General features: G+C 55.0%; 22 protein-coding genes. 3 read left to right on the top strand and 19 right to left on the bottom strand.

The genetic code is table 11. From position 1 onward, the window contains the following. Positions 1-53: 53 nt before the first annotated feature. From LH22_RS06485 to LH22_RS06475, 3 genes are all read right to left on the bottom strand, one after another. On the bottom strand, positions 54-242 hold the full coding sequence (locus tag LH22_RS06485) for a hypothetical protein (RefSeq protein WP_038645063.1): 189 nt from the start codon (positions 240-242) through the stop codon (positions 54-56). 425 nt (positions 243-667) lie between these two features. Further along, entirely contained in the window at positions 668-2,398 is a 1,731-nt protein-coding gene (locus tag LH22_RS06480) for a penicillin-binding transpeptidase domain-containing protein (protein WP_038645061.1), read from the bottom strand. 286 nt (positions 2,399-2,684) lie between these two features. Next, positions 2,685-4,946 carry a molybdopterin-dependent oxidoreductase gene (locus LH22_RS06475; protein WP_038645059.1) on the bottom strand — a complete coding sequence of 754 codons (2,262 nt, stop codon included), beginning with the start codon at positions 4,944-4,946 and terminating at the stop codon, positions 2,685-2,687. A gap of 197 nt (positions 4,947-5,143) precedes the next feature. Between LH22_RS06475 and galR the strand changes: the two genes are divergently transcribed. Next, on the top strand, positions 5,144-6,145 hold the full coding sequence (gene galR / locus LH22_RS06470; RefSeq protein ID WP_038645057.1) for an HTH-type transcriptional regulator GalR: 1,002 nt from the start codon (positions 5,144-5,146) through the stop codon (positions 6,143-6,145). Positions 6,146-6,300: 155 nt separating this feature from the next. On the opposite strand, the gene LH22_RS06465 is transcribed toward galR, so the two are convergent. Both LH22_RS06465 and lysA read right to left on the bottom strand, forming a co-directional pair. Continuing rightward, a complete protein-coding gene (locus tag LH22_RS06465) occupies positions 6,301-6,753 on the bottom strand; it encodes a GNAT family N-acetyltransferase (protein ID WP_038645055.1) in 453 nt (150 codons plus the stop codon). Further along, a complete protein-coding gene (gene lysA, locus LH22_RS06460; protein ID WP_038645053.1) occupies positions 6,750-8,003 on the bottom strand; it encodes a diaminopimelate decarboxylase in 1,254 nt (417 codons plus the stop codon). The genes LH22_RS06465 and lysA overlap by 4 nt, the downstream gene beginning before the upstream one ends. A gap of 110 nt (positions 8,004-8,113) precedes the next feature. On the opposite strand from lysA, the gene LH22_RS06455 reads away from it, so the two are divergent. Beyond that, a complete protein-coding gene (locus tag LH22_RS06455) occupies positions 8,114-9,034 on the top strand; it encodes a LysR family transcriptional regulator (RefSeq protein WP_038645051.1) in 921 nt (306 codons plus the stop codon). Here LH22_RS06455 and LH22_RS06450 read toward each other — a convergent pair. Next, on the bottom strand, positions 9,031-10,194 hold the full coding sequence (locus LH22_RS06450) for an MFS transporter (protein WP_038645049.1): 1,164 nt from the start codon (positions 10,192-10,194) through the stop codon (positions 9,031-9,033). The genes LH22_RS06455 and LH22_RS06450 overlap by 4 nt on opposite strands. Positions 10,195-10,677: 483 nt before the next feature. On the opposite strand from LH22_RS06450, the gene LH22_RS06445 reads away from it, so the two are divergent. After that, the gene (locus LH22_RS06445; protein ID WP_038645047.1) at positions 10,678-11,304 is read left to right on the top strand and encodes a hypothetical protein; all 627 of its coding nucleotides are present in this window, start codon (positions 10,678-10,680) and stop codon (positions 11,302-11,304) included. Positions 11,305-11,340: 36 nt separating this feature from the next. Here LH22_RS06445 and LH22_RS06440 read toward each other — a convergent pair whose 3' ends face one another. From LH22_RS06440 to LH22_RS06380, 13 genes are all read right to left on the bottom strand, one after another. Continuing rightward, positions 11,341-12,441 (bottom strand): fimbrial protein, encoded by a 1,101-nt coding sequence (locus LH22_RS06440; protein WP_038645045.1) that lies wholly within the window; start codon positions 12,439-12,441, stop codon positions 11,341-11,343. Positions 12,442-12,450: 9 nt separating this feature from the next. Continuing rightward, the gene (locus tag LH22_RS06435) at positions 12,451-15,021 is read right to left on the bottom strand and encodes a fimbria/pilus outer membrane usher protein (protein ID WP_038645044.1); all 2,571 of its coding nucleotides are present in this window, start codon (positions 15,019-15,021) and stop codon (positions 12,451-12,453) included. 40 nt (positions 15,022-15,061) lie between these two features. Then, positions 15,062-15,835: a fimbrial biogenesis chaperone gene (locus tag LH22_RS06430; protein ID WP_234465268.1), complete on the bottom strand. Its 774-nt coding sequence runs from the start codon at positions 15,833-15,835 to the stop codon at positions 15,062-15,064. Continuing rightward, on the bottom strand, positions 15,832-16,560 hold the full coding sequence (locus tag LH22_RS06425) for a fimbrial biogenesis chaperone (protein WP_081946717.1): 729 nt from the start codon (positions 16,558-16,560) through the stop codon (positions 15,832-15,834). Before LH22_RS06425 ends, LH22_RS06430 begins: the two co-directional genes overlap by 4 nt. Before the next feature lie 9 nt (positions 16,561-16,569). Beyond that, complete coding sequence (locus tag LH22_RS06420) at positions 16,570-17,133, bottom strand: fimbrial protein (protein ID WP_038645040.1); 564 nt, start codon at positions 17,131-17,133, stop codon at positions 16,570-16,572. After that, entirely contained in the window at positions 17,108-17,824 is a 717-nt protein-coding gene (locus LH22_RS06415) for a fimbrial biogenesis chaperone (protein ID WP_052059369.1), read from the bottom strand. The genes LH22_RS06420 and LH22_RS06415 overlap by 26 nt, the downstream gene beginning before the upstream one ends. A 50-nt stretch (positions 17,825-17,874) precedes the next feature. After that, positions 17,875-18,450 carry a fimbrial protein gene (locus tag LH22_RS06410; protein ID WP_038645038.1) on the bottom strand — a complete coding sequence of 192 codons (576 nt, stop codon included), beginning with the start codon at positions 18,448-18,450 and terminating at the stop codon, positions 17,875-17,877. Positions 18,451-18,865: 415 nt separating this feature from the next. After that, positions 18,866-19,537, bottom strand: a complete 672-nt coding sequence (locus LH22_RS06405) for a DUF1989 domain-containing protein (protein ID WP_038645037.1) — start codon at positions 19,535-19,537, stop codon at positions 18,866-18,868. A gap of 13 nt (positions 19,538-19,550) precedes the next feature. Then, positions 19,551-20,216: an amino acid ABC transporter permease gene (locus LH22_RS06400; RefSeq protein ID WP_038645034.1), complete on the bottom strand. Its 666-nt coding sequence runs from the start codon at positions 20,214-20,216 to the stop codon at positions 19,551-19,553. After that, positions 20,216-20,866 (bottom strand): amino acid ABC transporter permease, encoded by a 651-nt coding sequence (locus LH22_RS06395; protein ID WP_038645032.1) that lies wholly within the window; start codon positions 20,864-20,866, stop codon positions 20,216-20,218. The genes LH22_RS06400 and LH22_RS06395 overlap by 1 nt, the downstream gene beginning before the upstream one ends. A 3-nt stretch (positions 20,867-20,869) precedes the next feature. After that, positions 20,870-21,517, bottom strand: a complete 648-nt coding sequence (locus LH22_RS06390) for an urea carboxylase-associated family protein (protein ID WP_038645030.1) — start codon at positions 21,515-21,517, stop codon at positions 20,870-20,872. Next, a complete protein-coding gene (locus LH22_RS06385) occupies positions 21,501-22,133 on the bottom strand; it encodes a DUF1989 domain-containing protein (protein WP_038645028.1) in 633 nt (210 codons plus the stop codon). The genes LH22_RS06390 and LH22_RS06385 overlap by 17 nt, the downstream gene beginning before the upstream one ends. 2 nt (positions 22,134-22,135) lie before the next feature. Then, complete coding sequence (locus LH22_RS06380; protein WP_038645026.1) at positions 22,136-22,972, bottom strand: transporter substrate-binding domain-containing protein; 837 nt, start codon at positions 22,970-22,972, stop codon at positions 22,136-22,138. Between the last annotated feature and the right edge of the window lie 124 nt (positions 22,973-23,096).

Below are 23,096 nucleotides of genomic sequence, written 5' to 3'. Positions count from 1 at the left end.
GCGACCCGATAGTGCAAAGTGGTTCATTACGCTCCCCCTTCATCTCGACCGCGCTAACCTTTCGGCTCAATCCCGCGACGACGCAGTTCGCGGCGCGCCAAATCTTTCAACCAGCACGATAGCGTGATGTTTTCATCCTCGGTGACTTCGCGCAGTTGGTCATGCAACTCCGGATGAATGCGTAACTGAAACGCCGAGGAGCGGCCCTCGCCTTTTGGCGTTCGGTCTTTGGTTTTTGGCATCGGGACACACCTCAACGAATGGCAATATAAAACGCCCCAAAGCCGCGCTACCAACACGGCAAGGGGCTGGCGAACCGAAATGGAATGCGGCATCGCGGCGCGTTACGCATAGGTTACACAGCAAGATATTTTTATGTTGGCGGGGAAGTGTTAAGACTCAGACAAGAGGTGTGAGCGAGTTCGCTCAGCGGTAAATTTCAGGTAAAAAAAACCCACGCATCCGCGTGGGTCGGTGCAACCGAACAGGGTGAATACCTGAGGACAGGTATTGCTGCCGCAGCAGCCGATCTTCACACCAATCAATACCTCTGGGACTTTTATCGTCGCCGAAAGTGGTGTGAGAAAACAGCCGCAAATCGCAACGGAGTTCGGCGAAATGCAACGAGGTGTGAAAAGCACCTCGCGGCAGTTACATCCTGATTTTACTAAGATTTATCCGAATTCGGTTTACTGTAGATGGCGTCAGGCGCAATGTTCATATGCTTCAGCACCGGCCCCATAATGCTGCCGAAAATCGGCGCCGCTACCGAACCACCAAAGTGATCGCCCGCTGTCGGATGGTTGACCATCACCACCAGCGCCACCTCAGGATGGCTGGCAGGGGCAATACCGGCGGTGTAGTTGACGTAGCCGCCATCGTACTTCCCGCTGGTGCCCATTTTCTCTGCGGTACCGGTTTTGGTCGCCAGGCGGTAACCCGGCACTGCGGCTTTGACGCCGGTACCGCCAGGCAATACGTCACTCTCCAGCATGTGCACCACGGTTTGCACGATTTGCGGATCGGCCACCTGCTTGCCCAACACCGGCGGTGTGACTTTGGTAATCGACAGTGGACGATATACGCCGTAAGAACCGAGCGTGGCGTATTCACGGGCGATTTGCAGCGGTGTGACGCGCAGGCCGTAGCCAAAGGCAAAGGTGGCGCGTTCAATATCCGCCCAGCGTTCACGGTGCAGCGGGAAGTAGCCCACGCTCTCGCCGGTTAACCCGAGCCCCGTCGGCTTACCCAGGCCAAACGCCTGGTAGGTGTTCACCAGCGCTTCAGCAGGCATCGCCAGCGCAATATGCGAGACGCCGATATCACTCGATTTCTGCAAAATACCGGTCATGGTCAGGCGTGGCCAGTGGCCGACGTCACGAATCAAGTGGCCGTTGACGCTGTAGGGTGTGGTATCGATCACCGAGTCGGCACGCACCAGATGACGCTCCAGCCCCTCCATCACCACCAGCGGTTTCACCGTGGAGCCGGGTTCGTAGCTGTCATTGATCGCCGTGTTGCGCATCTGTGCTGGCGTGGCGTTATCGAAGTTGTTGGGGTTGAACGAAGGATAGGAAGCCATCGCCAGGATCTCGCCCGTATCGATTTTGATCAGCACTGCCGCACCGGAATCCGCTTTATTCAGCAACACGCCATCGCGCAGCTTGCTGTAGAGGGTGAACTGATCAAACTTATCAATACTCAGCTGTACCGTTGGCGGCTGCTTCGGCGGCTCGTAATCAAGCATGGCAACGATGTTGCCCTCTTTGTCCTGACGATAAACCTCTTTGCCCGGCTCGCCTTGCAGCACGTGGTCGAAACCTTTCTCCAGACCGTTCAGGCCATTGCTGTCTGCACCGACAATGCCAATCAACGGCGCAGCGGCTTCACTCATTGGATAGAAGCGGCTGTCGTTGTATACCGAGCTGATGCCCTTCAGGTGCAGTTCGGCGATGTCTTTGGCGATGCCCAGTTCGATTTTACGGCCAAGATAGAGGAAGCGTTTTTTCGGGTTCGCGGTGATCTGCTCACGCAACTCTTCCGGACGTAAGTTCAGCGCCGAGGCAAGATATGTCCATTTGGCGTTGGTGAAGTCGGGATTGGCTTCCAGCACGCGCATCGGGTCGGCGATGATATCGCGCGCCGGTACGCTCAGTGCCAGCGCCTGGCCATCACGATCCAGTAAGGTGCCACGGTTGGTGGGCAAGGTGACGGTGCGCAGTGAACGCTGATCGGCCTCGTGCTCCAGCATCGGATGCTTAATCAGCTGCAGGTCGCCGACGAAGATCAGCAGCAACACCATGCAGCTGAAGACACCCAGACAAATCAGGCGAAAACGAAACGGGTTAAATGGGGCTTTGATCTGGTCTTTTCCCAGAAGTTTTTTTATACGGGGCATAGCATTCCGCTGCAATAAACAGTTTTTTCAAGCTTGTTATCCGCAGTTATAAAGAAAGGTAAAGCGAGTTGACAGGAAAACTGTGTTTCAGTTCGTTAGCGCGAGCGACAGGCAAAAAAAACCTGCGCATCTGCGCAGGTCGGTGTAATCAAGAAAACTTTTTGATGTTCACCCATCAATACCTCTGGGACCCTGACTGTAGCAAGGTGGCATGACGGTTCTCCATCTCTCAAACGCAACAGTTACCCGCAAAATGTAACCAGCGGTGAGATTGTTAGCACCCCATTCACATCAGGTGTTTTTTGATTTCCACCAGGCAACTCATGGCGTTAGGGCCTTGCGTCAGTGACGAGGTGCCAATATCCAGCGTCAGCACATTGGGGTTACCGGCACGGTCCCACGGCTGCCAGGCACGGCCGAATCCGGGATCAAACCAGGCGCCGGTGGAGATAATCACCACACCTGGCGTTAAGCCATCGGTCAGACGCACACCGGCCAGCATACGGCCACGCGCATTGCTGACTTCGATTTCGTCGCCATCCACAATCCCACGCGCACTGGCGTCCTGCGGATGCATATACAGGGTTTCACGTCCGGCAGTTTTATTCGCCTGCACCGTGGCAGTGGCGTCCAGCTGGCTGTGCAGCCGATCCGAGGGCTGAATCGAGATCATATGCAGCGGGAAATCCTCGCTCAGCGGTGCGCCCAACCACTCCTGCGGCTCACGCCACTCGGGATGTCCGGCAAAATCTTCCAGTTGATAATCGGCGATGGTCTGACAGAACAGCTCGATTTTGCCGCTGGCAGTCTGGATAGGATGCGCGGTGGGGTTAGCGCGGAAATCATCCATAAACACATACGGCTTGCCGCCTTCCGGGATCTCTACAAAGCCACGTTCCCAGAACTCACCAAACTCCGGGAAGTGGATATCTTTGCGCGCGTGCGCTACTGCACACTGCTGATACAGGTGCTCAATCCATTGCATCTCGTTGCGCCCTTCGGTGAACACATCACGGTAGCCGAGGCGATCGGCGATATCTGCAAAGATATCGAAATCGTTACGCGCCTGATGTTGCGGTTTCACCGCCTGATGCATCGCAAACACAAAGCGATCGCGTGAAGATCCGCCGATGTCGTTGCGCTCCAGCGTGGTGGTGGCAGGCAACACGATATCCGCCATCTGCGCCGCCGGGGTCCAGACGATATCCTGCACGATCACGGTATCCGGGCGCTGCCAACCTTCAACTAAGCGATTGAGCTGCTGATGGTGGTGGAACGGATTACCACCCGCCCAGTGCACCAGATGGATATCGGGATAGTGCAGGGTTTCGCCCTGGAAATTGTAAGGCTGGCCGGGATTGAGCAGCATGTCGCTGATGCGCGCAACCGGAATCGAGAAGTTGCCGGGATTTGGCCCGGTGCTCATCATCGGCGCGGGCCCTTCCTGACGCGGATTACCGACGCTGTTCATCGAACCGTGACCAAAGGAGAAACCGCCGCCCGGCAAGCCTGGCTGACCCAGCATCGAGGAGAGTGCAATCATCATCCAGTACGGCTGCTCACCGCGATGAGCACGCTGTACCGAGTACGAACAGGTGATAAAGCTGCGTTTGCCAATCAGCTGCTGTGCCAGCAACGCGATACGCGCCGCCGGAATCCCGGTAATGGCACTCGCCCACGCCGGCGTTTTGGCGATACCGTCGCTTTCGCCTAACAGATAGTCACGCAGCTGTGGCCAGCCGGTGCAGTGGCTGGCAAGGAAGCTTTCGTCGAGCGCATTGCGACGCGTAATCTCATAACCGAGCGCCAGCATCAGCGCCACATCGGTATTCGGGCGAATCGGAATCCACTCAGCATTGACGAAGGCTGGGCAGTCATCGCGCATCGGGCTGATGTTGATAATCGGTGTGCCTTTGGCGGTGAGCTGCTCCAGTGCCGGTTTCAGGCTGTGCTGTCCGGCCCCGCCCGATGCCACCTGGGCATTTTTCAGCGCCAGGCCACCGAAGGCGATAAAGATGTCGGCATGTTCCACTACGCTCGGCCAGTCGGTGACGCGGCCGGTGAGCGGCATATAGGTGCCAATCACATAGGGTAGGAAGAACTGCGCTGCGCCCCAGCTATAGTTACCCTGCTGATCCACCCCGCCGCCGCCCTGGAAGTAGAAACGACGGATCAGGGTGCGCGCATGGTTAACGCGTCCAGCCGATGACCAGCCGTAGGAGCCGTTGAAAATACCCGATGCGCCGTAGCGCTCGCGCACGCGGCGATTCTCTTCCGCCACCAGATCCAGTGCGGTATCCCAATCCACGGCGACAAAATCTTCACGACCGCGCAGCGTGCGATCGCTGTTCTCACGCGACTTTAGCCATGAACGACGTACCATTGGCTGGCGGATACGCTTATCCGAGTAGACCAGTTCCGGGATGGTGTTGAGCATCGGCGACGGATCGGCGTCAGCAAAAAAGGGTTCACAGCCAATCAGGCGGTCGTTTTCCGTGACGGCAGTAAATGCGCCCCAGTGCGCCAGGTGTGGCACGCGTGTTTTCATGGTTATTGGGTCCGGCAGGCAGGTGTGAATCGTGCTGGTAGCATACCATGAGGCGATAGCAGGGCTAAAGCCAGTCTGTGACCGCCTGATTTTCCGCACTTTTGCGACAGCGCTGGCATTCTCGCGGGTTGCTACAGGTACTGTTTTCCGTAACACTGATGGGATGTGTAAACGTTTTCCCGGATGCAAGTAACCGCATGGCTACCATTAAGGATGTTGCCCGCATGGCCGGGGTATCGGTCGCGACCGTTTCCCGCGTCATCAATAATTCGCCCAAAGCCAGCGAGAGTTCACGCCTCGCCGTGACCCAGGCAATGGAGCAGTTGCAGTATCACCCGAACGCCAATGCACGCGCGCTGGCGCAGCAATCCACCGAAACCCTTGGTCTGGTGGTGGGTGATGTTTCCGACCCCTTTTTTGGCGCTATGGTGAAAGCTGTCGATGAAGTCGCAGGTGCCACCGGCAACTTCCTGCTGATTGGTAACGGTTACCATGTCGAGCAAAAAGAGCGTCAGGCGATTGAGCAACTGATGCGGCATCGCTGCGATGCGTTGGTGGTGCACGCCAAAAAAATTCCTGACGCCGATCTGGAAGTGCTGATGAAGCAGGTGCCGGGTATGGTGCTGCTGAATCGCCTGCTGAAAGGCTTTGAGTCGCGCTGTATCGCGCTGGATGACCGTTACGGTGCCTGGCTGGCGACACGCCATCTGATCCAACAAGGCCATACGCAAATCGCCTTTATCTGCTCGACCCACCCGATTTCTGACTCCGAAGACCGCCTGCAGGGCTATTACGATGCGCTAAAAGAGCACGGTTTACCGTCTAACGACCGCTTAGTGGCGTGGGGCGAGCCGGATGAAGTCGGGGGTGAACAAGCGATGACGGAATTGCTGGGGCGCGGTAAGCAGTTCACGGCGGTGGCCTGTTACAACGATTCAATGGCCGCCGGTGCGCTGGCAGTGCTGAGCGACAACGGTATTCGCGTGCCGGAAGAGATGTCACTGATTGGTTTTGATGATGTGCTGGTCTCACGCTATGTGCGTCCACGTTTAACTACGGTGCGTTACCCGATTGTCACCATGGCGCAGCAGGCGGCACAGCTGGCACTGGCGTTAGCCAACGGCACGGAAATGCCGGAAGTGACCAATATGTTTAGCCCGACGCTGGTAAGAAGGCATTCGGTGAGCGGGCCAGGTTGATAGAGATAAAGCGCCGTACAATGTGTTGCGGCGCAATTTTTTTGCGCATCGGCCAGCAACGCCATCGATGCGAATGAGCGCGATAAATCGCGCCGCTACGGTTCACAACGAAAAGTTAAAGCGCCGTGTGATGTGTAGCGGCGGTCGGTGACGAATCACAAATCCTGCGAATAAACCTTCACCCGCACATCCGGGAACTCCAGCGCGTCACACTGATACTGCCAGCCAAAGCGCTCATAGTAGCCGCCGAAAGTTGACCACAGCCACAGCTTTTCATGCCCGCGCTCGCGGGCATAATTCAACACATGCTGCTGCAGCGCTTCGCTCAAGCCATTGCCGCGCGCAGGTTCATCCACATACAACGCGGCAATCCACGGATAGAGATCCTGACGGCTGATCAAATCACAGCGCCAGAACCCGACCGTGCCCAACGGCACATCGCCATCCAGCGCCACAAAGGTCACCGGATACTCGGCGCCGTTCAGACTGCTGCGCACAATGCTGTCGTAAAATTCGCGGGATGTTCCCTCGCCAAACGCCTGCCACAGCCAGTCGGTGATATGGCTGGCGTGATGTTGGACTTCACTGAGTGGAACAATCTTGATCACATCAGCTCCAGCGCCAACAGCTCCTGAATGGTCTGCGCACGACGAATCTCACGCGGGCTGCCGTTCTCGAACAGCACTTCCGGAATCAGCGGACGGCTGTTGTAGTTGGACGACATCGATGCGCCGTACGCGCCGGTATCGTGGAACACCAGATAATCGCCGACCTGCGTGGCTGGCAACGCACGGGTTTCGACTTTACCGCCTTCCAGTTGGGTGAACACATCGCCCGACTCGCACAGCGGACCGGCCACCACGCTCTCAACGGTTGCGTCACTCAGCGCGCGACCATCGGCTGGCAGCACGGAAATATGGTGATAGCTGCCGTACATGGATGGGCGCATCAGATCGCTGAAACCGGCATCCACCAGCACAAAGTGACGGCTGCCCATCTCCTTAACCGCACGCACCTGAGACACCAGTACGCCAGACTCTGCCACCAGGAAACGGCCCGGTTCAATTTCCAGTTTCACCGGATGACCGAGATGCGCCGCTATGCGGTCACGCGCACCACTCCACAAGCCGAAATAGTGCTGGGTATCAATGGCTTCTTCGCCGAAACGGTATGGAATCGACAAACCACCACCCGCTGAAATGGCTTCCAGATCCTGACCAAATTCGATGACCTGATCGACCATCGCGTCACACACCTGCTGCAGGTGGCCATAATCGACACCGGAACCGATGTGCATATGCAGGCCCACCAGTTTCAGGCCGTGCTGCTGAATCGCCGCCAGCGCCAGCGGCAGATCACTGTGCCAGATGCCGTGCTTGCTGTTCTCGCCGCCAGTGTTGGTTTTCTGGCTGTGACCATGACCAAATCCCGGGTTGATGCGCAGCCAGACTTTATGGCCTGGTGATACAGCCCCAAGCTGATGCAACATGTCTACGGAACCGGCGTTGACCGGCACTTTCAATTCCGCGATACGCGCCAGCGTTGGCTGATCAAAAACGTCAGCCGTGAAGACGATATCTTCGCCACCCGGTTGGAAACCGGCGGCCAGGGCACGTTCAATTTCACCCAGTGAAACGGAATCCACTTTTACGCCAGCGGCACGCATCAGACGCAGAATGTGAATGTTTGAGCAGGCTTTTTGCGCGAAACGTACCACGTCAAAAGCGCTCAACTGCACAATACGCTGCTGAATAATCGCGGCATCGTAAGCCCAGAATGGCCCAGCATAGCGCTGCGCCAGCGGCAATAAATTGTCGGCAGTCAGTGCCGTTTCGGTGTTGTTCAGTGGACGTGGCATCTTAATTCTCCTGTGTCTTTGCAACTATTTAGCCACAGCCATTCAATTCATAAAAATATCTGTTTTAGCGTCAGCTATGCAAATATGATATGGAATTGCAGAGAGGATTTATGGCAAAGATTAACTGGCGACATATCGAAATTTTTCATGCGGTGATGACCAGCGGCAACCTGACGCAGGCAGCTGCATTGCTGCATACTTCACAGCCGACGGTGAGCCGTGAGCTGGCGCGGCTGGAGCAGCAGCTGGGTCTGGAACTGTTTGAGCGAGTGCGTGGGCGTTTGCAGCCCACGGTGCAGGGTTTACGGCTGTATGAAGAAGTTCAGCGATCCTGGTACGGCTTAGACCGCATCATGGATGCTGCCGAAGGATTGCGCCAATTCCGTCAGGGTGAGCTGTCGATTGCCTGCTTGCCAGTATTTTCGCAATCGCTGTTACCTCCCCTGCTACAGCCTTTCCTGCAACGCTATCCGCAGGTCAGCCTGAACATCATTCCGCAGGAGTCGCCGCTGCTGGAAGAGTGGCTGTCGGCACAGCGCTACGATCTGGGTCTGACCGAAACCCAGCATGCCCCGGCAGGCACCGAGCGCGTACCGCTGCTGACCTGCGATGAAGTGTGCGTGCTGCCGCCACACCATCCGCTGTGCCAGCGTGAGGTGCTGACGCCGCAAGATTTTCAGGGGGAGAATTACGTCAGCTTGTCGCGCAGTGATAGCTATCGCCAGCTGTTGGATTCGCTGTTTCATGAACAAGAAGTGGAGCGCCGTCTGGTACTGGAAACACACAGTGCGGCATCGGTGTGCGCGATGGTGCGCGCCGGCGTGGGGATTTCGATTGTGAATCCGCTGACGGCGCTGGATTACGCCGACAGCGGTGTGGTGATGCGTAAATTCAGTGTCGCGGTGCCGTTCACCGTCAGTCTGGTGCGGCCACAGCATCGCCCGGCCTCAGCGCTGGTTGATCACTTCTGCGACCACCTGCAGCAGCAGGTGGCCACCTTTAACCAACGCATTGCTGAGCGTCTGGTTTAAGCGCGTACCGCTTCGCCCTGCCCGCCCGACTTACGGAAGGTGATCAGGCAGATGACCAGACCGACCACCGCCAGTGCAGCGGCGGCGACCGGCACTGACGTCAGGCCGTAGCCTTTATCGATCACCGCGCCGCCGACCCAGGCACCGAGCGCATTACCGACATTGAACGCAGAGATATTCAGCGTGGAGACCAGGTTAGGTGCGTCTTTACCGTGGCGCACCACATTAATCTGCAAGCCCGGTACGGTAGCGAAGGTCGCCATCGCCCACAGGAACAGCGTGATCTCCGCCAGCCACAGCGCGTGGCTGGTCCAGCTGAACAGCAGCGAGAACACCGCAATCAGCACAAAGCTAAGAATCAGGCTGAAGGAGACTTTCCAGTCGGCCAGCTTGCCGCCGAGGATGTTTCCGACGGTTAAGCCCGCACCAATCAGGAACAGCGTCCAGCTCACGCCGCGATCGGTGATGCCCGTGACATGCAACAGCAGCGGCGCGATATAGCTAAACAGCGCAAACATCGCAGCAGCAAAGAACACCGTCATCAGCAGCGACAGCCACAGTTTGCCATTCGCCAGCGCGCTGACTTCACTCGCCAGATGCACCGGTTTCTCTTCTTTGTTGGTCGGAAGACTGACAATCAAGGCGATAAAGGCGAGGATGCCGATGATCGCCACGCCCCAGAAGGTGGCGCGCCAGCCAAACAGCTGACCAAACCAGGTACCGAGCGGCACGCCCAGCACGTTGGCGAGAGTTAAGCCAGTGAACATCAACGCTACCGCCGATGCCTGACGGCTGGGTGCCACCAGACTCGCTGCCACCACCGAGCCGATACCAAAGAAGGCGCCGTGGCACAGTGCGGTGACCACACGCGCCAGCATCAGCAGGTTATAGGTGTACGCCAGCGCACACAGCACGTTGCCGATAATAAAGATGATCATTAACAGAATCAGAGTACGTTTACGCGGCAGCTTCGCCGTCAGCAACGCCATGATCGGTGCACCGATGGCCACGCCCAGTGCATAACCACTGATCAGCCATCCTGCTGAAGGAATCGACACCTGTAAATCGCCCGCCACTTCCGGCAGCAATCCCATAATCACGAATTCCGTGGTGCCGATGGCGAACGCACTCAGCGCCAGCGCCAGTAATGCAACAGGCATAACACACTCTCCTAAAATGTTTTGCAGGCGGGCCGCACGGCGGACGCAATGCGGTTACAACGGACGCATACCCTCATTCTTTTGAGTTGCAGGCAGGGGCAAACGAGACAATCCCGATGAGCTGGCTTAAATCAGTGATTAGAGTGAGCGATATCAGCCAACTTACCTGCAACCCAAACGATGACGGGTTTTATTATTTGAACTGCGTCACATTCTGATTAAAGCACAGGCCTGGCAGCTCAACCAGCCTCTGTGCTGCAAGGCATTTTTGCTTGCAACGCAATAATCCCTGCGCGGGAAAGTGACTGCAGCTGACCACTGAGACAGATGGCACTTTTCACGCTACGCTTGATTCAGCTGTGATCGTTGTCACAGCAATTCAGCTTTCGGCGAGAAATCAATCAGTAAAGGATGGGCGCGCATTGCCGATACCTCAACCAGTTACGCGGTGATGCGGTGTCATAAAATGCAGGGGGAACACCAATGCGATGGCTGATCGCACTGACAGTGAGTTGCTTGAGTGGCTGCTCCGTGGGTCACTACGAGTACAGCAAAGAAGCCGCAAAACGCGTCGATATGACCGTGACTGGCATTCCTACCGTGCTGGGTATTGGCGCGCTGGGCACCACCATTCCACTGACACCTGAATACAGTTTGACGGCCGCACACGTGGCGAAATACTCGATGTATCGGGTGAAAGCCTGGCATCCTGAATGCGATATCGCCGTGGTGTATCACAAGAACAGCGAACCCAATCTGCCCCCACCGTTCCGCAACAGCCATATTGGCGACAACGTCAATCTATACGGTTACAGCTTTATCTCGGCGATGCCGGTGGCCTCAAGCGGCAAGAATTTAATCAACACCACACTGGCCAATGACTGGAATAAACCGAGTTGTGTGGTGGTGGCCGCAAATGCCGGTGTAGTGAAAGGCATGTCAGGCGGTGCGGTGTACAACGCCAGCGACGATACGCTGGCGGGGGTAATTGTCGGCTACAGCAGCGCGATTGACGACAATAAAAGCGGCAAGACCTTGTATAAGGATGTGGCGCTGTATGTGCCCTATTCGCGTTTTCAGGAGTGGCTGGACAATGTCGTGAAATCGTAACGAACTGACTTCCCCCAACCGTTCTCTCGGGAATAATCAGTTATAGGTCACCATCATTTCTGCCGTTGCGGTGACGCGGCCGTTGGGTAAATCACTGCCGCCAGAACAGAGCCGCCAGACAAGTGGATGGGAATATGATTTATTTAATTGCGATCGGTAAATCTCGCCAATTTTAATTTCCGCATTGTCAAAGGTTATGCCCTGATTGGTACCGCAGCGGCCATCATAGGTGACGCCACCGAGGCTGCCGGTAATATAGCCACCACCCTGTTCAAGTTTCAGACGATATTGATTACCCTCGTGCAATCCGCTTAATGCTTTAAAACGCACATTAATATTCGTGTCAATGCCGCGACCAGCATCCTGGGTGCAGGTCACGCCCATATGGTGATTCACTTTTGCCAGCTCACTATCTTTTTTGAAATTCTGTTCCGCCGCGCCGAAATTAATGGTGGTCGGCGTATTGATAGTGCATTCCAGCGTGGATACACGAATCGGAATGGCGGCAGGGATGACGATGTTATATAGCGTTCCGCCACCTAGCGACATCGCGCGCATTATCGGGATACTCGGCGAACCCGTTTTTTGCGTGCCATCGGTGACCAGCATCCACTCGCCGCGTATTTCATAGCTTTTGTTACCGGCATCCCTAAAAAAACCATAGTCTGTTTTATCAACGGGAGAAAGGCACCAGTGATAAGGAATAGTACCGGGGCTGGTCATGCTGTAGCCCAGATTCGTGGTTGCATAACTGCCTTCCGGGGTGATTTTTCCCGTCAGGATTTCATGCTGATAACTCCCATTGCGATATCCGGTATAGCTGGCTGTTGCGGTAACGTTGGGTGCTAAACCAATACCCTGCGCAATCGGCAACGCCCAGATGCCGTTGATTTGTTTTAAATCCCCCTGAGTAGCACAGCGTAAATGAGGCCCAATCGCCGCCACGCCGGTGCTGGCAAAAGCATCACTATAGACTTGAGGCTGAGTCTCACTGACATTAATCAGCAGCCCGGTCGGGAATATCCCTTTATCTTTGCCAATGGTGATTTGGCCGCTGGCAATATGCGGCTGTAAAGTGAAAAGAAGCGCTGCACTAAGCATGCTGATTTTCACGCTGGAGCCGGTTTTTAGTTTCATGGTTTTCCCCTATTCGCACTCTGCTTTCACAATACGAATCGGGTTATTCGCGGAGGGAGCAGAAATATTCTTGAGATTAAATTTCACCTGACATTGCTGTTCTGAACGTTTACCCCATTTGACCAACAGCCTGCCCTGCTCGGGTAATCCGCTCATATACAGTTGACCGGCATCGCCGACCAGGCCGCTGTTCACTTCGCTATCCGTCACGTCAATCACGCTTGCGGTCGCACCAAAAGGAATCGACTTGTCACGGCGCTGTAGTGTCAGTAATGCCTGATAACCCACCTTCGTGGCGAAGTTCGCTCGAACCACCGCACCTTTAGTGGGATAGACCGCCACGCTAGAGTCGGTGAGATCGACGTTTTCTGGCAGGGTAGAAGGATCCAGTGAAATATTGTTGAGCTGATAGTTGGTGAGATAAGGCACCACCGCAAAACCACGGCTGTCGATATAGCTGCCACCGTTGCCCACTTTCGCGCCCTGAGAACCCGGCGCACTAATAATGGCCACCGAGTTGCCAACCATTTTGCTGAGCGTCAGCCCTTCAGGGTGCAAAACAAACGCGCCGTTACCGCCGAGATTCATCGATTGGCTACCGCCTGAACGACTGTAACCGGAAGCCAGCGAGCCTTTACTTCCCGCATAAGCCAGGCTCAGTGACTGATGACTGCGTTGCTGTTGTTCGTTAGCCCAGCCCTGCATCACGCCATACGTCAGACGGCTGTCGAGCGCATTGCCGCTGATACCGGCCAGCTGCTGAACCTGACCACGATTATTGTGACTGGCCTGATAACTGGCATAGGTTTGACTCATGGCTGAGCGGGATGAAAACAGACTGAATGGAACGGTCGTATTGAAGGTAAGCGTGCGATTCTCCGGCCATTCGCCGTTGCCTTTGGTGCGCTCAATGTTATACGCCAGAGTGTAATTAATTCCGCGATAGCTACCGTTAAAGCCTGATGACAACGAATTGATGACCTGACTTCTGCCCCAGTAGTCGGTTCGTGAGGTGGAGAGATAGGCAGAACCGATGGCCCCGAGGGATTGACTGAGTCGGGCCTGAAAACTGGAACGCTGGCGATCGCGTGTCCACGGCGCCAAATCGTCATTGAGGCGAAAACCGCTGTTATTGTAATCAGCGAAACTGTAATAGCGACGAGTGGAATAGCGATAGGCCGCCAGATCGATTGCAGTGCCGGTACTCAGCAAACTTTTGGCATAGCGCAGACGATAAGATTGCCCATTTTGCGTGCTGTTGCTCCCGACAACCTTTGCATTGGAAGAGGTGATGTCAGCAGATATCGCGCCGATTGCACCGAGAGAAATTCCGCTTCCCACCACCCATGAATGATAGTCGCGCGATAATAGCGCTCCGCCATACAGCGTGGTATTAAAAGGTAAGCCATAAATTGCCGTTGCCTGAACAAAACGCGCAGCCAACGTATCATTGGTCAATCCACCATCATAACCGCCGGCGGTGACCTCATACTTCAGGCTACCGGGGCGGCGCATAACCGGTACGGTTGAGACCGGAATAGTCTGGCTGTGCACGCGACCATCAGCCTCGGTAACATTCACGATCAGGTCACCGCCCGACCCCATCTGCCCAAGGTCTTCCAGACGAAACGGCCCCGGAGCGACATACGTCTGATAGATAATATTGTTGTTCTGCAGGACCGTGACGCGCGCGTTGCTTTGCGCAATCCCCTCAATCACGGGCGCAAAGCCCCGCATCACGTACGGCAGCATCTCATCCTGCGAGTTCAGCTTCATGCCGCGGAAAGGCACACTGTTAAACACGTCACTGGCGGTACTGCTTTCTCCTGCCATGACCTCTGCTTTCCACGCGACAACATCACGCATGAGATAAGTATTGGCGAACTGAAATTTCTGCTGCGTCACGCTATTCCCAGTACCGAACTGACTCTGTGCGCGGTACCAATACAGATTGCTGCGCACCCGCCAGGCACCATAATTAGCCCCGCCGCTTAGGTTGCCAAACAGGTTGGAACTGGACCCTCGTTTTTCCTGCAAGGTGCGACTGCCGTTCAGGCTGTAATTCATGACAATTGCGGGAATACCGTGATCCCATTTTTCAGGTTTGATGGCGCTCAACGCGCTCGGCTGCATGGCAATTTGCGGAATACTGAGATCAAGCTGTAATGCAGAAAAATCAAACTTCACTCGCGCATGTTCAATCAGATTGCTTAATTGCGTGACGGGCTTATCCGCAGGCCAATCACGAAAAGCCGGTAAACCCTGCACGTTGACGCCCATTTGCTGAAGAAAGTCCGGCGTTAATTGCGCGACCACATTGCCACTGTTATCCGCTGCAAAAGCGATGGTGAACTGACCGACTTCATTCTGGTTAACAACGACCGTCACCAAATAAGTCCCCGCAGGCACTTTACCGGACGTTGCAAAGGCGCTCAGATCGAGTTCCTGAACATCAACGCCACTCAGTGTTAAAAATGCGGGATCAAAATAGTCTGCTGCATAAACTTCTTCGGATTGCAGAACAAAAGTCACACTCGCCAACAGGGCAAGCAATCTGGGTTTGGGATGTAGTAATGTCATTTTTATCCGTTAACGACTGTCTCAACAGCGGCTATTTTGTTTAGGGTGAGTCCTGTTGCTTCAGTGGTGTCAGCCAGGTGTCTTCATCAATTAATTGCCAGGTCACCTGACCTTGCGTGCCGGAGGGAAAATGGTATCCGCGCTCGCCTTTGGGGGGCACCATCAGGCGCCGTTGCGCTTTATCTAAGTCGTGGCTGCCCACGCGCAGCATCGCGAAGGTGAGCCAGTAAGGCGTGGGGTTGATGGCAATCAGCTCATTGCCCTGTTTGCGAAAACGTAACGCATTCGATGCTTCTTCCACCGCATACCGCTTAAGCCCCACCGGACGAAAAAACACTTTCATACTGCTCACTACAGCCAGCGTGACGGTGTTGCTTTCAGCGTGCTTCGGCTGCGCGGGAATCGCTTTCATCGTCAGGTAAAAAACGGATTCACGATCGTCAGGTAGCGGCACATCGTTGCGTCGAATACGTAAAGTGATATCACTGTGGGCATCCAGACGCTCTAACGGCGGAGTCGCAATAAAGGGCAGCAGAATATTGGCGTGATTATCGATATCCACATCACCCGTTTGGGCATCAACCGGACGGATCAGTGACTGCAGTAACCACGCGTTATCCGTTTTGTTGTAGAGGGTCTGCGTCACGCCCGACAGCGAGGTCGCGGTGAAAATGACACGTGTGTTGTAAAAACTAATGCCAGTAGATTGCGCTTCCTCTTCAACCGCCTTCACCGTTGGCAAAACCGTGAGATTTAAGCAAAGTAAGCCCAGCGTCATTAGAGAACGACGCAGCAGGAAAGGTGTTCTCATCATGACTCCGTGGAAGGTCTAATCGCTGACTGACAAACGGGATGTAAGCTGCCGAAATCGTTTACCGCCTGCCAGCGCACGTGATTACCACTGCCAGCAATGAGCTGAACACTGTGTGGTGCCAACATCATCGGCTGTGCATCCAGATTGTGCGGTTTCCCATCGAATGTGAGCGTGCGCAGCGTGACATGCCAGCGCGAGGGGTTTTCAACCCGAATCTGGCGGTTGTTCTGGCTGAAGCGCAACAGGCAACTGGCGTTGACCGATGGTTCACCCACATCCGCGGGGCGGTAAAACATCTTCAAATTAAAACGCATGCTCACGGCCGTTTGCTGTACAGCAGCACTCTGCTGCTGACTGGCGGGTATGGCCTGGATGGAGAGATAAAACACCGACTCTTTATCTTCGGCTAACGCGATGCCCTGCGAGAGAATGCGTAACGTCTGTTCCGTACCTGCTTCCAGACGGTATAACGGCGGCGTGATGAGGAACGGTGCTGGCTTGTTATCCTGGCTTGATGTGACGACCAGGCTTTGAATCAACCATGCTTTATCGCTGCGGTTCTTCACCGTCAGCGTTTGTAACTTATCGCTCGCGTTATAAATGACCCGGGTGTGGTTGAAACTAATGCCTCCCTTATCACCCAGCAGCGCGCCAAAGGCAGTGTTGCTCAGCAGCAGAAAGCTGAACGATCCCAAAATCAGGCAGCAAAAACGGTATCGGTTCACCTGATGGCCTCAAAGAAAATCAAGGGTGAAAGTGACGCTAGCGACCACTTGTCCACCTCTGGCGTTAGCGCACTGGGTGGCATCACCACAAGTCAGTCCGGCATAAAACGGGAGTTTTTGGTTATCAATATTTCCGCCGGTTTCCGTCAACGAGATGTCATCACTCGGGCTGAGTGCCCTGCTGGCATAAGTGGGTGGTACTGCACTGTTAACCAGCATCACCCCGATGTTTTGCGCCGTAGAGGACGAATTGCGAAACACCCATTTATCCAGCATTTCACCCTGACCGCTGATTCTGATAATCGGGTTACTGACACCCGCGATAGTGCAGTTTTTTATCTCTAATTCGAACGGCTGTGGATTCACCAGGGTGTGTGCCGCCATCTCCGTAGCCAACGTGGTACCCAGGTTCATATGTGATTTGTCCAGGTTAAACTCGCAGGTGCCGTTCACCAGGAAAGCCGTGAAATTCAGCAACAGGGTATCGGCGTCCGAGGGGGTGAGATTCAGCGCTGCAGCCGCCAGTAGCAAGACACAGGCTCGCGACTTACGGCAGTGTTTGACTAAAGGCATGGTAGCCTCCGTGATCGTCAATGCTGACCCACTCCACTTTGCCTTTGGCATTTCTGACAGGCCAGGTATGGCTACCGAAGGGTGGCAGCATTTTTTCTTCGGCGTCATCCAGAGACAGGCGTTTACCTGCCACCCGAATATCGAGAAAACTGACGTAATAAGGCGAAGGGTTACTGATTATCAACCCGCTTCCATTAGCTTCAATTTTGAGATTGCGCTGAGCCGATAAAGCGTCGTCCGCGAGGTTTTTCGGTCGGTAAAAAAGCTTGATGCTTTTACCCACGCCAAAGCGTGTATCCCCTTTAATCAGACGCTGGCTTTCATCATCTTCTTTGCTTAGTGAGGCTGGAATCGCAGTGGTACGGAAATAAAATACAGATTCCCGATCGGTGGGCAATTCAGCCCCACGAAAACGAATACGTACCTGATGCTTGCTCTCAGCTTCCATCCGAAATAACGGCGGGGTGACATCAAAAGGTGCAGCTTGAGTTGATGCACTGAGGCGGCTTACAGAGGATTGCACCAGATAGACATTGGCGTCACCGCGATTGCGTAGCGTAGCGGTAATACTGTTCGCACCTTCAGGATAAATAAGTCGGGTAGAATTAATACCAAAGCCCGCCGCCTGGCTAATTTGCGGATTAATAAGCATAACCAGCGAAATTGAAAGCGGGAGCAGGAAACGAGACATGCTGAATCCTCGATAATAGCGGGCCAACTTGCGCCCGCGCTTATCAATCATTAGTTGTAATCGTACATAAACATAATTGGCGCTGAAACCATGCCACCAGTGATATTTGCAGCCGTACCGGTGTTAGCGACCAGCGCGGCGGTGAAGACCTGCGTCTGACCATTAATATCCCCGACGTTGGCATCTTTACCACCACCCGCAGCGCCTAAGAACTCCACCATACCCACTTTGTCGTAGGCTGAAATAATGTTTGCCCCGGCTTTCAATTGCACACCCGTGGTGGCGGTATCGTTGGCGTTAAAGACATCCGCATCCAGCGGCAGGGTTGGGCCCGTGACAATTAGACCCGCCACGCCAGCTTCGGGGGCGGTCGTGCTCAGGGTGCAATTCTCCAGACTCACGCTGAAAGTGCGTTCACTGCCGGTCACTGCTGTTTTACCCGTTGCAGGAAAATCACTCGCGGAGTAGTTACCCAGGTTCAGGGAGGGTTGGCTCATTTTGACATCACAGGTGCCGTGAGAAACGTTACCGATAATATCGATTTTCCCGCTGGCAGCAGCCTGAGCGGTCGTAGACGCGGCCATCATCAAAACAATGGGCGTCAGAACAAATAAAGACTTACGCATTTTTCTTTCCTTTGCGATTTATACAGGGATGAATTTCCTGCTTAAACTAAGCAGGAAAAAATAAACAACTTAATAAGGCTTGTTATTTCGGGTATCAGAATGATTTTTAATTAATGCTGATTGCTATGATCATCGACCTCTTCATCAGGCGGTGATAATAAAGCAAACATCTTTATCAAGTATTGTCATCGCACAACGAGCTTGTTGTAGTCGACAAGTAATTTAACTGTAGGGGGATTACTACAAGAAGGATAAATAAATGAGGGCCATAGGGAGGTGTTATTTAATGCGTACAAACCAACAAGTCATTCTTACAAAAAGATATTACAGAGCCAGGAAGTAATGAGAGAGAGGAGATAACTATTACCCGATATTCCTCTCTTGTAAAAAATAATGCGATGTCGGAAAAATGCGCTTACGCTGGCACCCAAGCCCCTTTTAACTGCACCTGCGGGAAACCGGCAGTCAGAATACGCAACTCGGCATCGCGCGGAGTGTTGTCGCCTTGCCCCTGAATGCTGACGATATCCTGCGGGCAGGCCGAGAATGCCACGAAGCAATCCATCTCAGCGCGCAGCACAATGTAATCACCCGGCTTGGTCACCACCGGCAATGTTTTCAGGGTAATACCGTCCGGCTGCACCTGAATATTCATAAAAATATTCAATGACGCCAGATTGCCGTGCGGCAGCTCGACACCTAACTCACGCATACCTTCGAACAGATTATCGTGGCAGTTGCGGTGATACTCGGTGCAGCCCAGCAACTCATAACGACGCGCATCGCAGGCCGCCATGAAGGAGTCATGCACGCCCGGTGAGGTATCCGCCACCAGCGTTAAAATCGGGTGGCGCTGGCTGGTGATAAAGCTGTCACCGACTTTGGGATTGAGACGCTGGTTCCACACACGCGTCGCTTCCATACACATATATTCAGTGACGTCTTCGGCGTTGTACGCCCAGCAATCCACCACTTGCGTACCGTGCAGATTGATCACCTGCACTGCTTCCCCTTTCTTCAATCGCACCGCTTTGCCGTAGCGCGCGGGTATGGTTATCGCTTCACGATGCTGATATTCAGCCGACATAGTGTTCTCCTGATTAATGCTGCATGCCGCGACGATAGCGCGTCATGCGAGATTCAAGGCCGCGTGCCAGCCAGTCGATCAGACTGTTGAGCAGCCAGTAACAGAGTGCCACGGTGAGATAGATCTCCAGCGGCGCGTAGGTATCCGAAATCGCCTGTTTAGCGGCGTACATAAACTCCTGCACCGAGACAATCGACAGCAGCGCAGAGTCTTTAATCAACCCAATCATCAGCCCGACCAGCGGCGACAACATCTGCGGCAGGGTTTGCGGCAGCACCACATCGCGTAACTGCTCGCTGCGGCTCAGGCCCAGCACGCGACACGCTTCCCACTGCCCTTTCGGCAACGCCTCGATGGCCGAGCGGATAACCTGCGCGATGTAGGGCGCGTAATAGAGCGTCAGGGCCAGTACGCCCACCACCGGCGATGACAACGTGATGTCGTACTCCGGCAGCACAAAATAGAGCAGATAGATCACCACCAGCAGCGGCAGTGCGAGCGTTAACCCGCTGTAGAGGTTGAGCAAGCGCAACCAGAACGGCGAAGCGCGCATCAGCAGTAACGCCATCAGCCCGCCCCATACCAAAGAACAAAAGGCGGCGATGAGGCACAACTTCAACGTGGCGATCATGCCGTCACCGAGTGAAGGCAAGGAAGTCAGAATGGCTTGCCAATCCATCAGGCGATCCTCCGTTTGGCTTCCAGACGTCGTGCGGCGGCAATCAACGGCATGGCAATCAACAGATATCCCGCCGCCACTAACAACAGCACCTGAGTGGCTTCATAGGTGCGCGCAATCACAATCTGCCCGGCGTAAGTCAACTCGGTCAGTGCCACCACCGATGCCAGCGGCGTGGTTTTCAGCAGAATGGTGAACTCGTTGACCAGCATCGGCAGACTGGCGCGCATGACCTGCGGGTTAATCACATACCACCAGGTCAGGAAACGGCTCAGACCTAAGGTCCGCGCCGCTTCGAGTTGCCCGCGCGTGACCAGCGAACGGTTCACGCGCAAAATCTCCGCCACATAGGCGCCGCTGTTGAGGCCGATGGCGATCACGGCGGCCAGCATCGGCTGACCCCCGAGCCCCAAACGCGGCAGGGTGAAAAACACCACGAACAGTTGCACGATGGCCGGTGTACCGCGCATCAGGCTGACGTACAGCCGACCGATGGCGCGCCAGATCCAGGCGCGACGCAGTTGCAGGAAGCAACCAAGCTGCCCCATCACCACGCTAACCAACGACGCCAGCACGGTCAGTAGCAGCGTCATCAGCAGGCCATGTCCGAGTTCTGGCAGCGCGGCCACTACCTGTTGATCCAGCCCCATGCGTTACTCCGCGTTAAGGTCGTGCAGGTTTTCCGCTACAGACAGCAGCAGCGGTGCGGGTTGATCGTTGCCCTCAATGCCGGTGTTGCAGGCCGAGACGATGAACAGGGTGTCCATCACCACGCGACAGGTAATGCTGTCGCCGGCTTTAGTCAGGTTCGGCTCTGGCAGGATGTCGCCCGCACGTGTCAATTTGACGTGCATAAACAGGTTAATCGGGTCTGGTAGCTTCGGCACCACCCTGCCCAATCGCGCCAGCTCGCCGCTCACCGCTTCCAGGCAACCTTCGCCCTGATAACCCTTTTCCGCCAGGAATGTGCGGGTGGAGGCTGGCAGCAGCAGGTCATGGCGCTTCACGCTGTCTTTGCCTAATACCATCATTGGGCGGCGGCGGTTGTTGACCAGACGCATGCCCGAGCCGAGCAGATAGCTGTTGCTGAACACGCGAGTGTGATGCACGGACAACCACACCGCCGGATCGGCAAGGCTGAAGCCAAACAGAGAAGCCACCGCGCCGTCGGCTTGAGCCGTGATGCGCAGCAACTGGCCGCGCAGCACCTTTATCGACCCAACGCTGCCCGGTTCAACCGTGACCGCTTGTGCCAGCGTGCGCTCAGCGATCTCTTCATAACTTTCACGCATTAACAGCATGATTCATCTCCTCTGCGTGAAATTCGTCACTCACCACGATATCAATCGGCGTGACCTGCAAACCGTTGCCGGGAATGATGTCCTGCGGGCAGGACGACACCGAACAAATCAGATCGCACAGCGCTTCAAAAGTAATGCTGTCGCCTGCCTTGCTGTTGGGATCGGTGACTTCCATCCGGCCATCGGCGGTCACCGGGCCGTTCTGGAACAGGTTGAACGGCTCAGGTAACGAGAAATACGTCACGCCAAAGGCCTTCATGCCTTCCAGCAGGTTATCGACGCAGTTGCGATGGCCTTCGACACCGAAATCGACGCTGAAGCGTGTGCGATCGCAGGCTGGCACGTTAGCATCGTGGATGCCGATGCTGTCCGCCAGAATACGCAGCATCGGGCGGTTTTCACTCGACCACAGCGCATCGCCGGGTTTGAAGAACAACGAACGCAAGTGCTGGCGGGTATGCACCGGCGACAGCTTTTCATTTAAATCATCGGCGTTGACGGCGACGAAATCCGCCGCCTGCTGCCCTTCACTGTCAATCACGGTAATAAACTGGCCCTTACGCACGCGGAAGGTTTTGCCATGGCCCGCAGGCACAGTCAGATTGCACTGGCACATAGTTACTCCTGAGGAATGAAATCGCTGGCGGGCACGGTAAAGGTGGTGCCGAGATACTGCTGCTGCAGTTTGGTCAGCTCGCCATCCTTCTGCATCGCCAGAATATGGTCGCTGATGGCTTTATTCAGGCTGCCGTCTTCTTTACGTGTTGCCCAACCCATCCATTGTGAAGGACCGACTTCGCCGACCTGCGCCACTTTACCGGCGTATTTTTTCGCCACCGGCGCCAGTACCGAGATGTCGTCATAAACGAAGTCCGCGCGTTTGGTCATCAGGGTGCTGACGGTCTGATCCAGCGAATCCACGTTGATGATGGTGATGGGTTTTTTACCCTCTTTTTTCAGCTGCTCGTTAAAGCCTTTCAGCAACTGCTCGGGCACGCTGGCGGTTTTCACTGCACCACGCAGGCCTGACAGGCTTTCCGGGCTGAGAGTTTTGCCGCTGAAGGTGCTGGCTTCACTTTCGCGCACCAGCACACCGTTGACGGTTTTGCTGTAAGGCACGGTGAACAGCACTTTTTTCGCACGCTCAGCGGTGATGTTAAGGGAAGAGCCTTCAGCGTTGAACGAGCCAGAAATCAGGCCCGGCAAAATGCCGCTGAAGGCGGTTTTCTGAAACTCCAGTTTCACACCGAGATCTTTGGCGAAGGATTGCATGATCGCCACGCTGTAGCCGGTGATCTCACCTGAATCATTGGTGTATTCGTATGGAGGAAAGGTTGGATCGATGCCAACGGTGATTTTGCCGCTGCTTTTGATGTCACTCAGGGTGTCGGCTTGCGCCTGCGCCATGGTGCCAACGGAGAGAAGTGCGGCGATCAGCAGTGCTGTTTTTTTCATTGTGGTGTTTCCCTGGTGTTGGTGAAATGTCTTTTTCTACTGAGCATATTTTGTGCCAGTTTTTTCACCCTCCAGGTAACACCTTTGAGGTACAAGGGGTATTACTGAATAAAATCAGTGAGAA

Source organism: Pantoea rwandensis, from assembly GCF_000759475.1.
GTDB classification, from domain to species: Bacteria; Pseudomonadota; Gammaproteobacteria; order Enterobacterales; family Enterobacteriaceae; genus Pantoea; species Pantoea rwandensis_B.
Note: the sequence above shows the minus strand (reverse complement) of the source record. Positions and strands in the feature narration are given on the sequence as shown.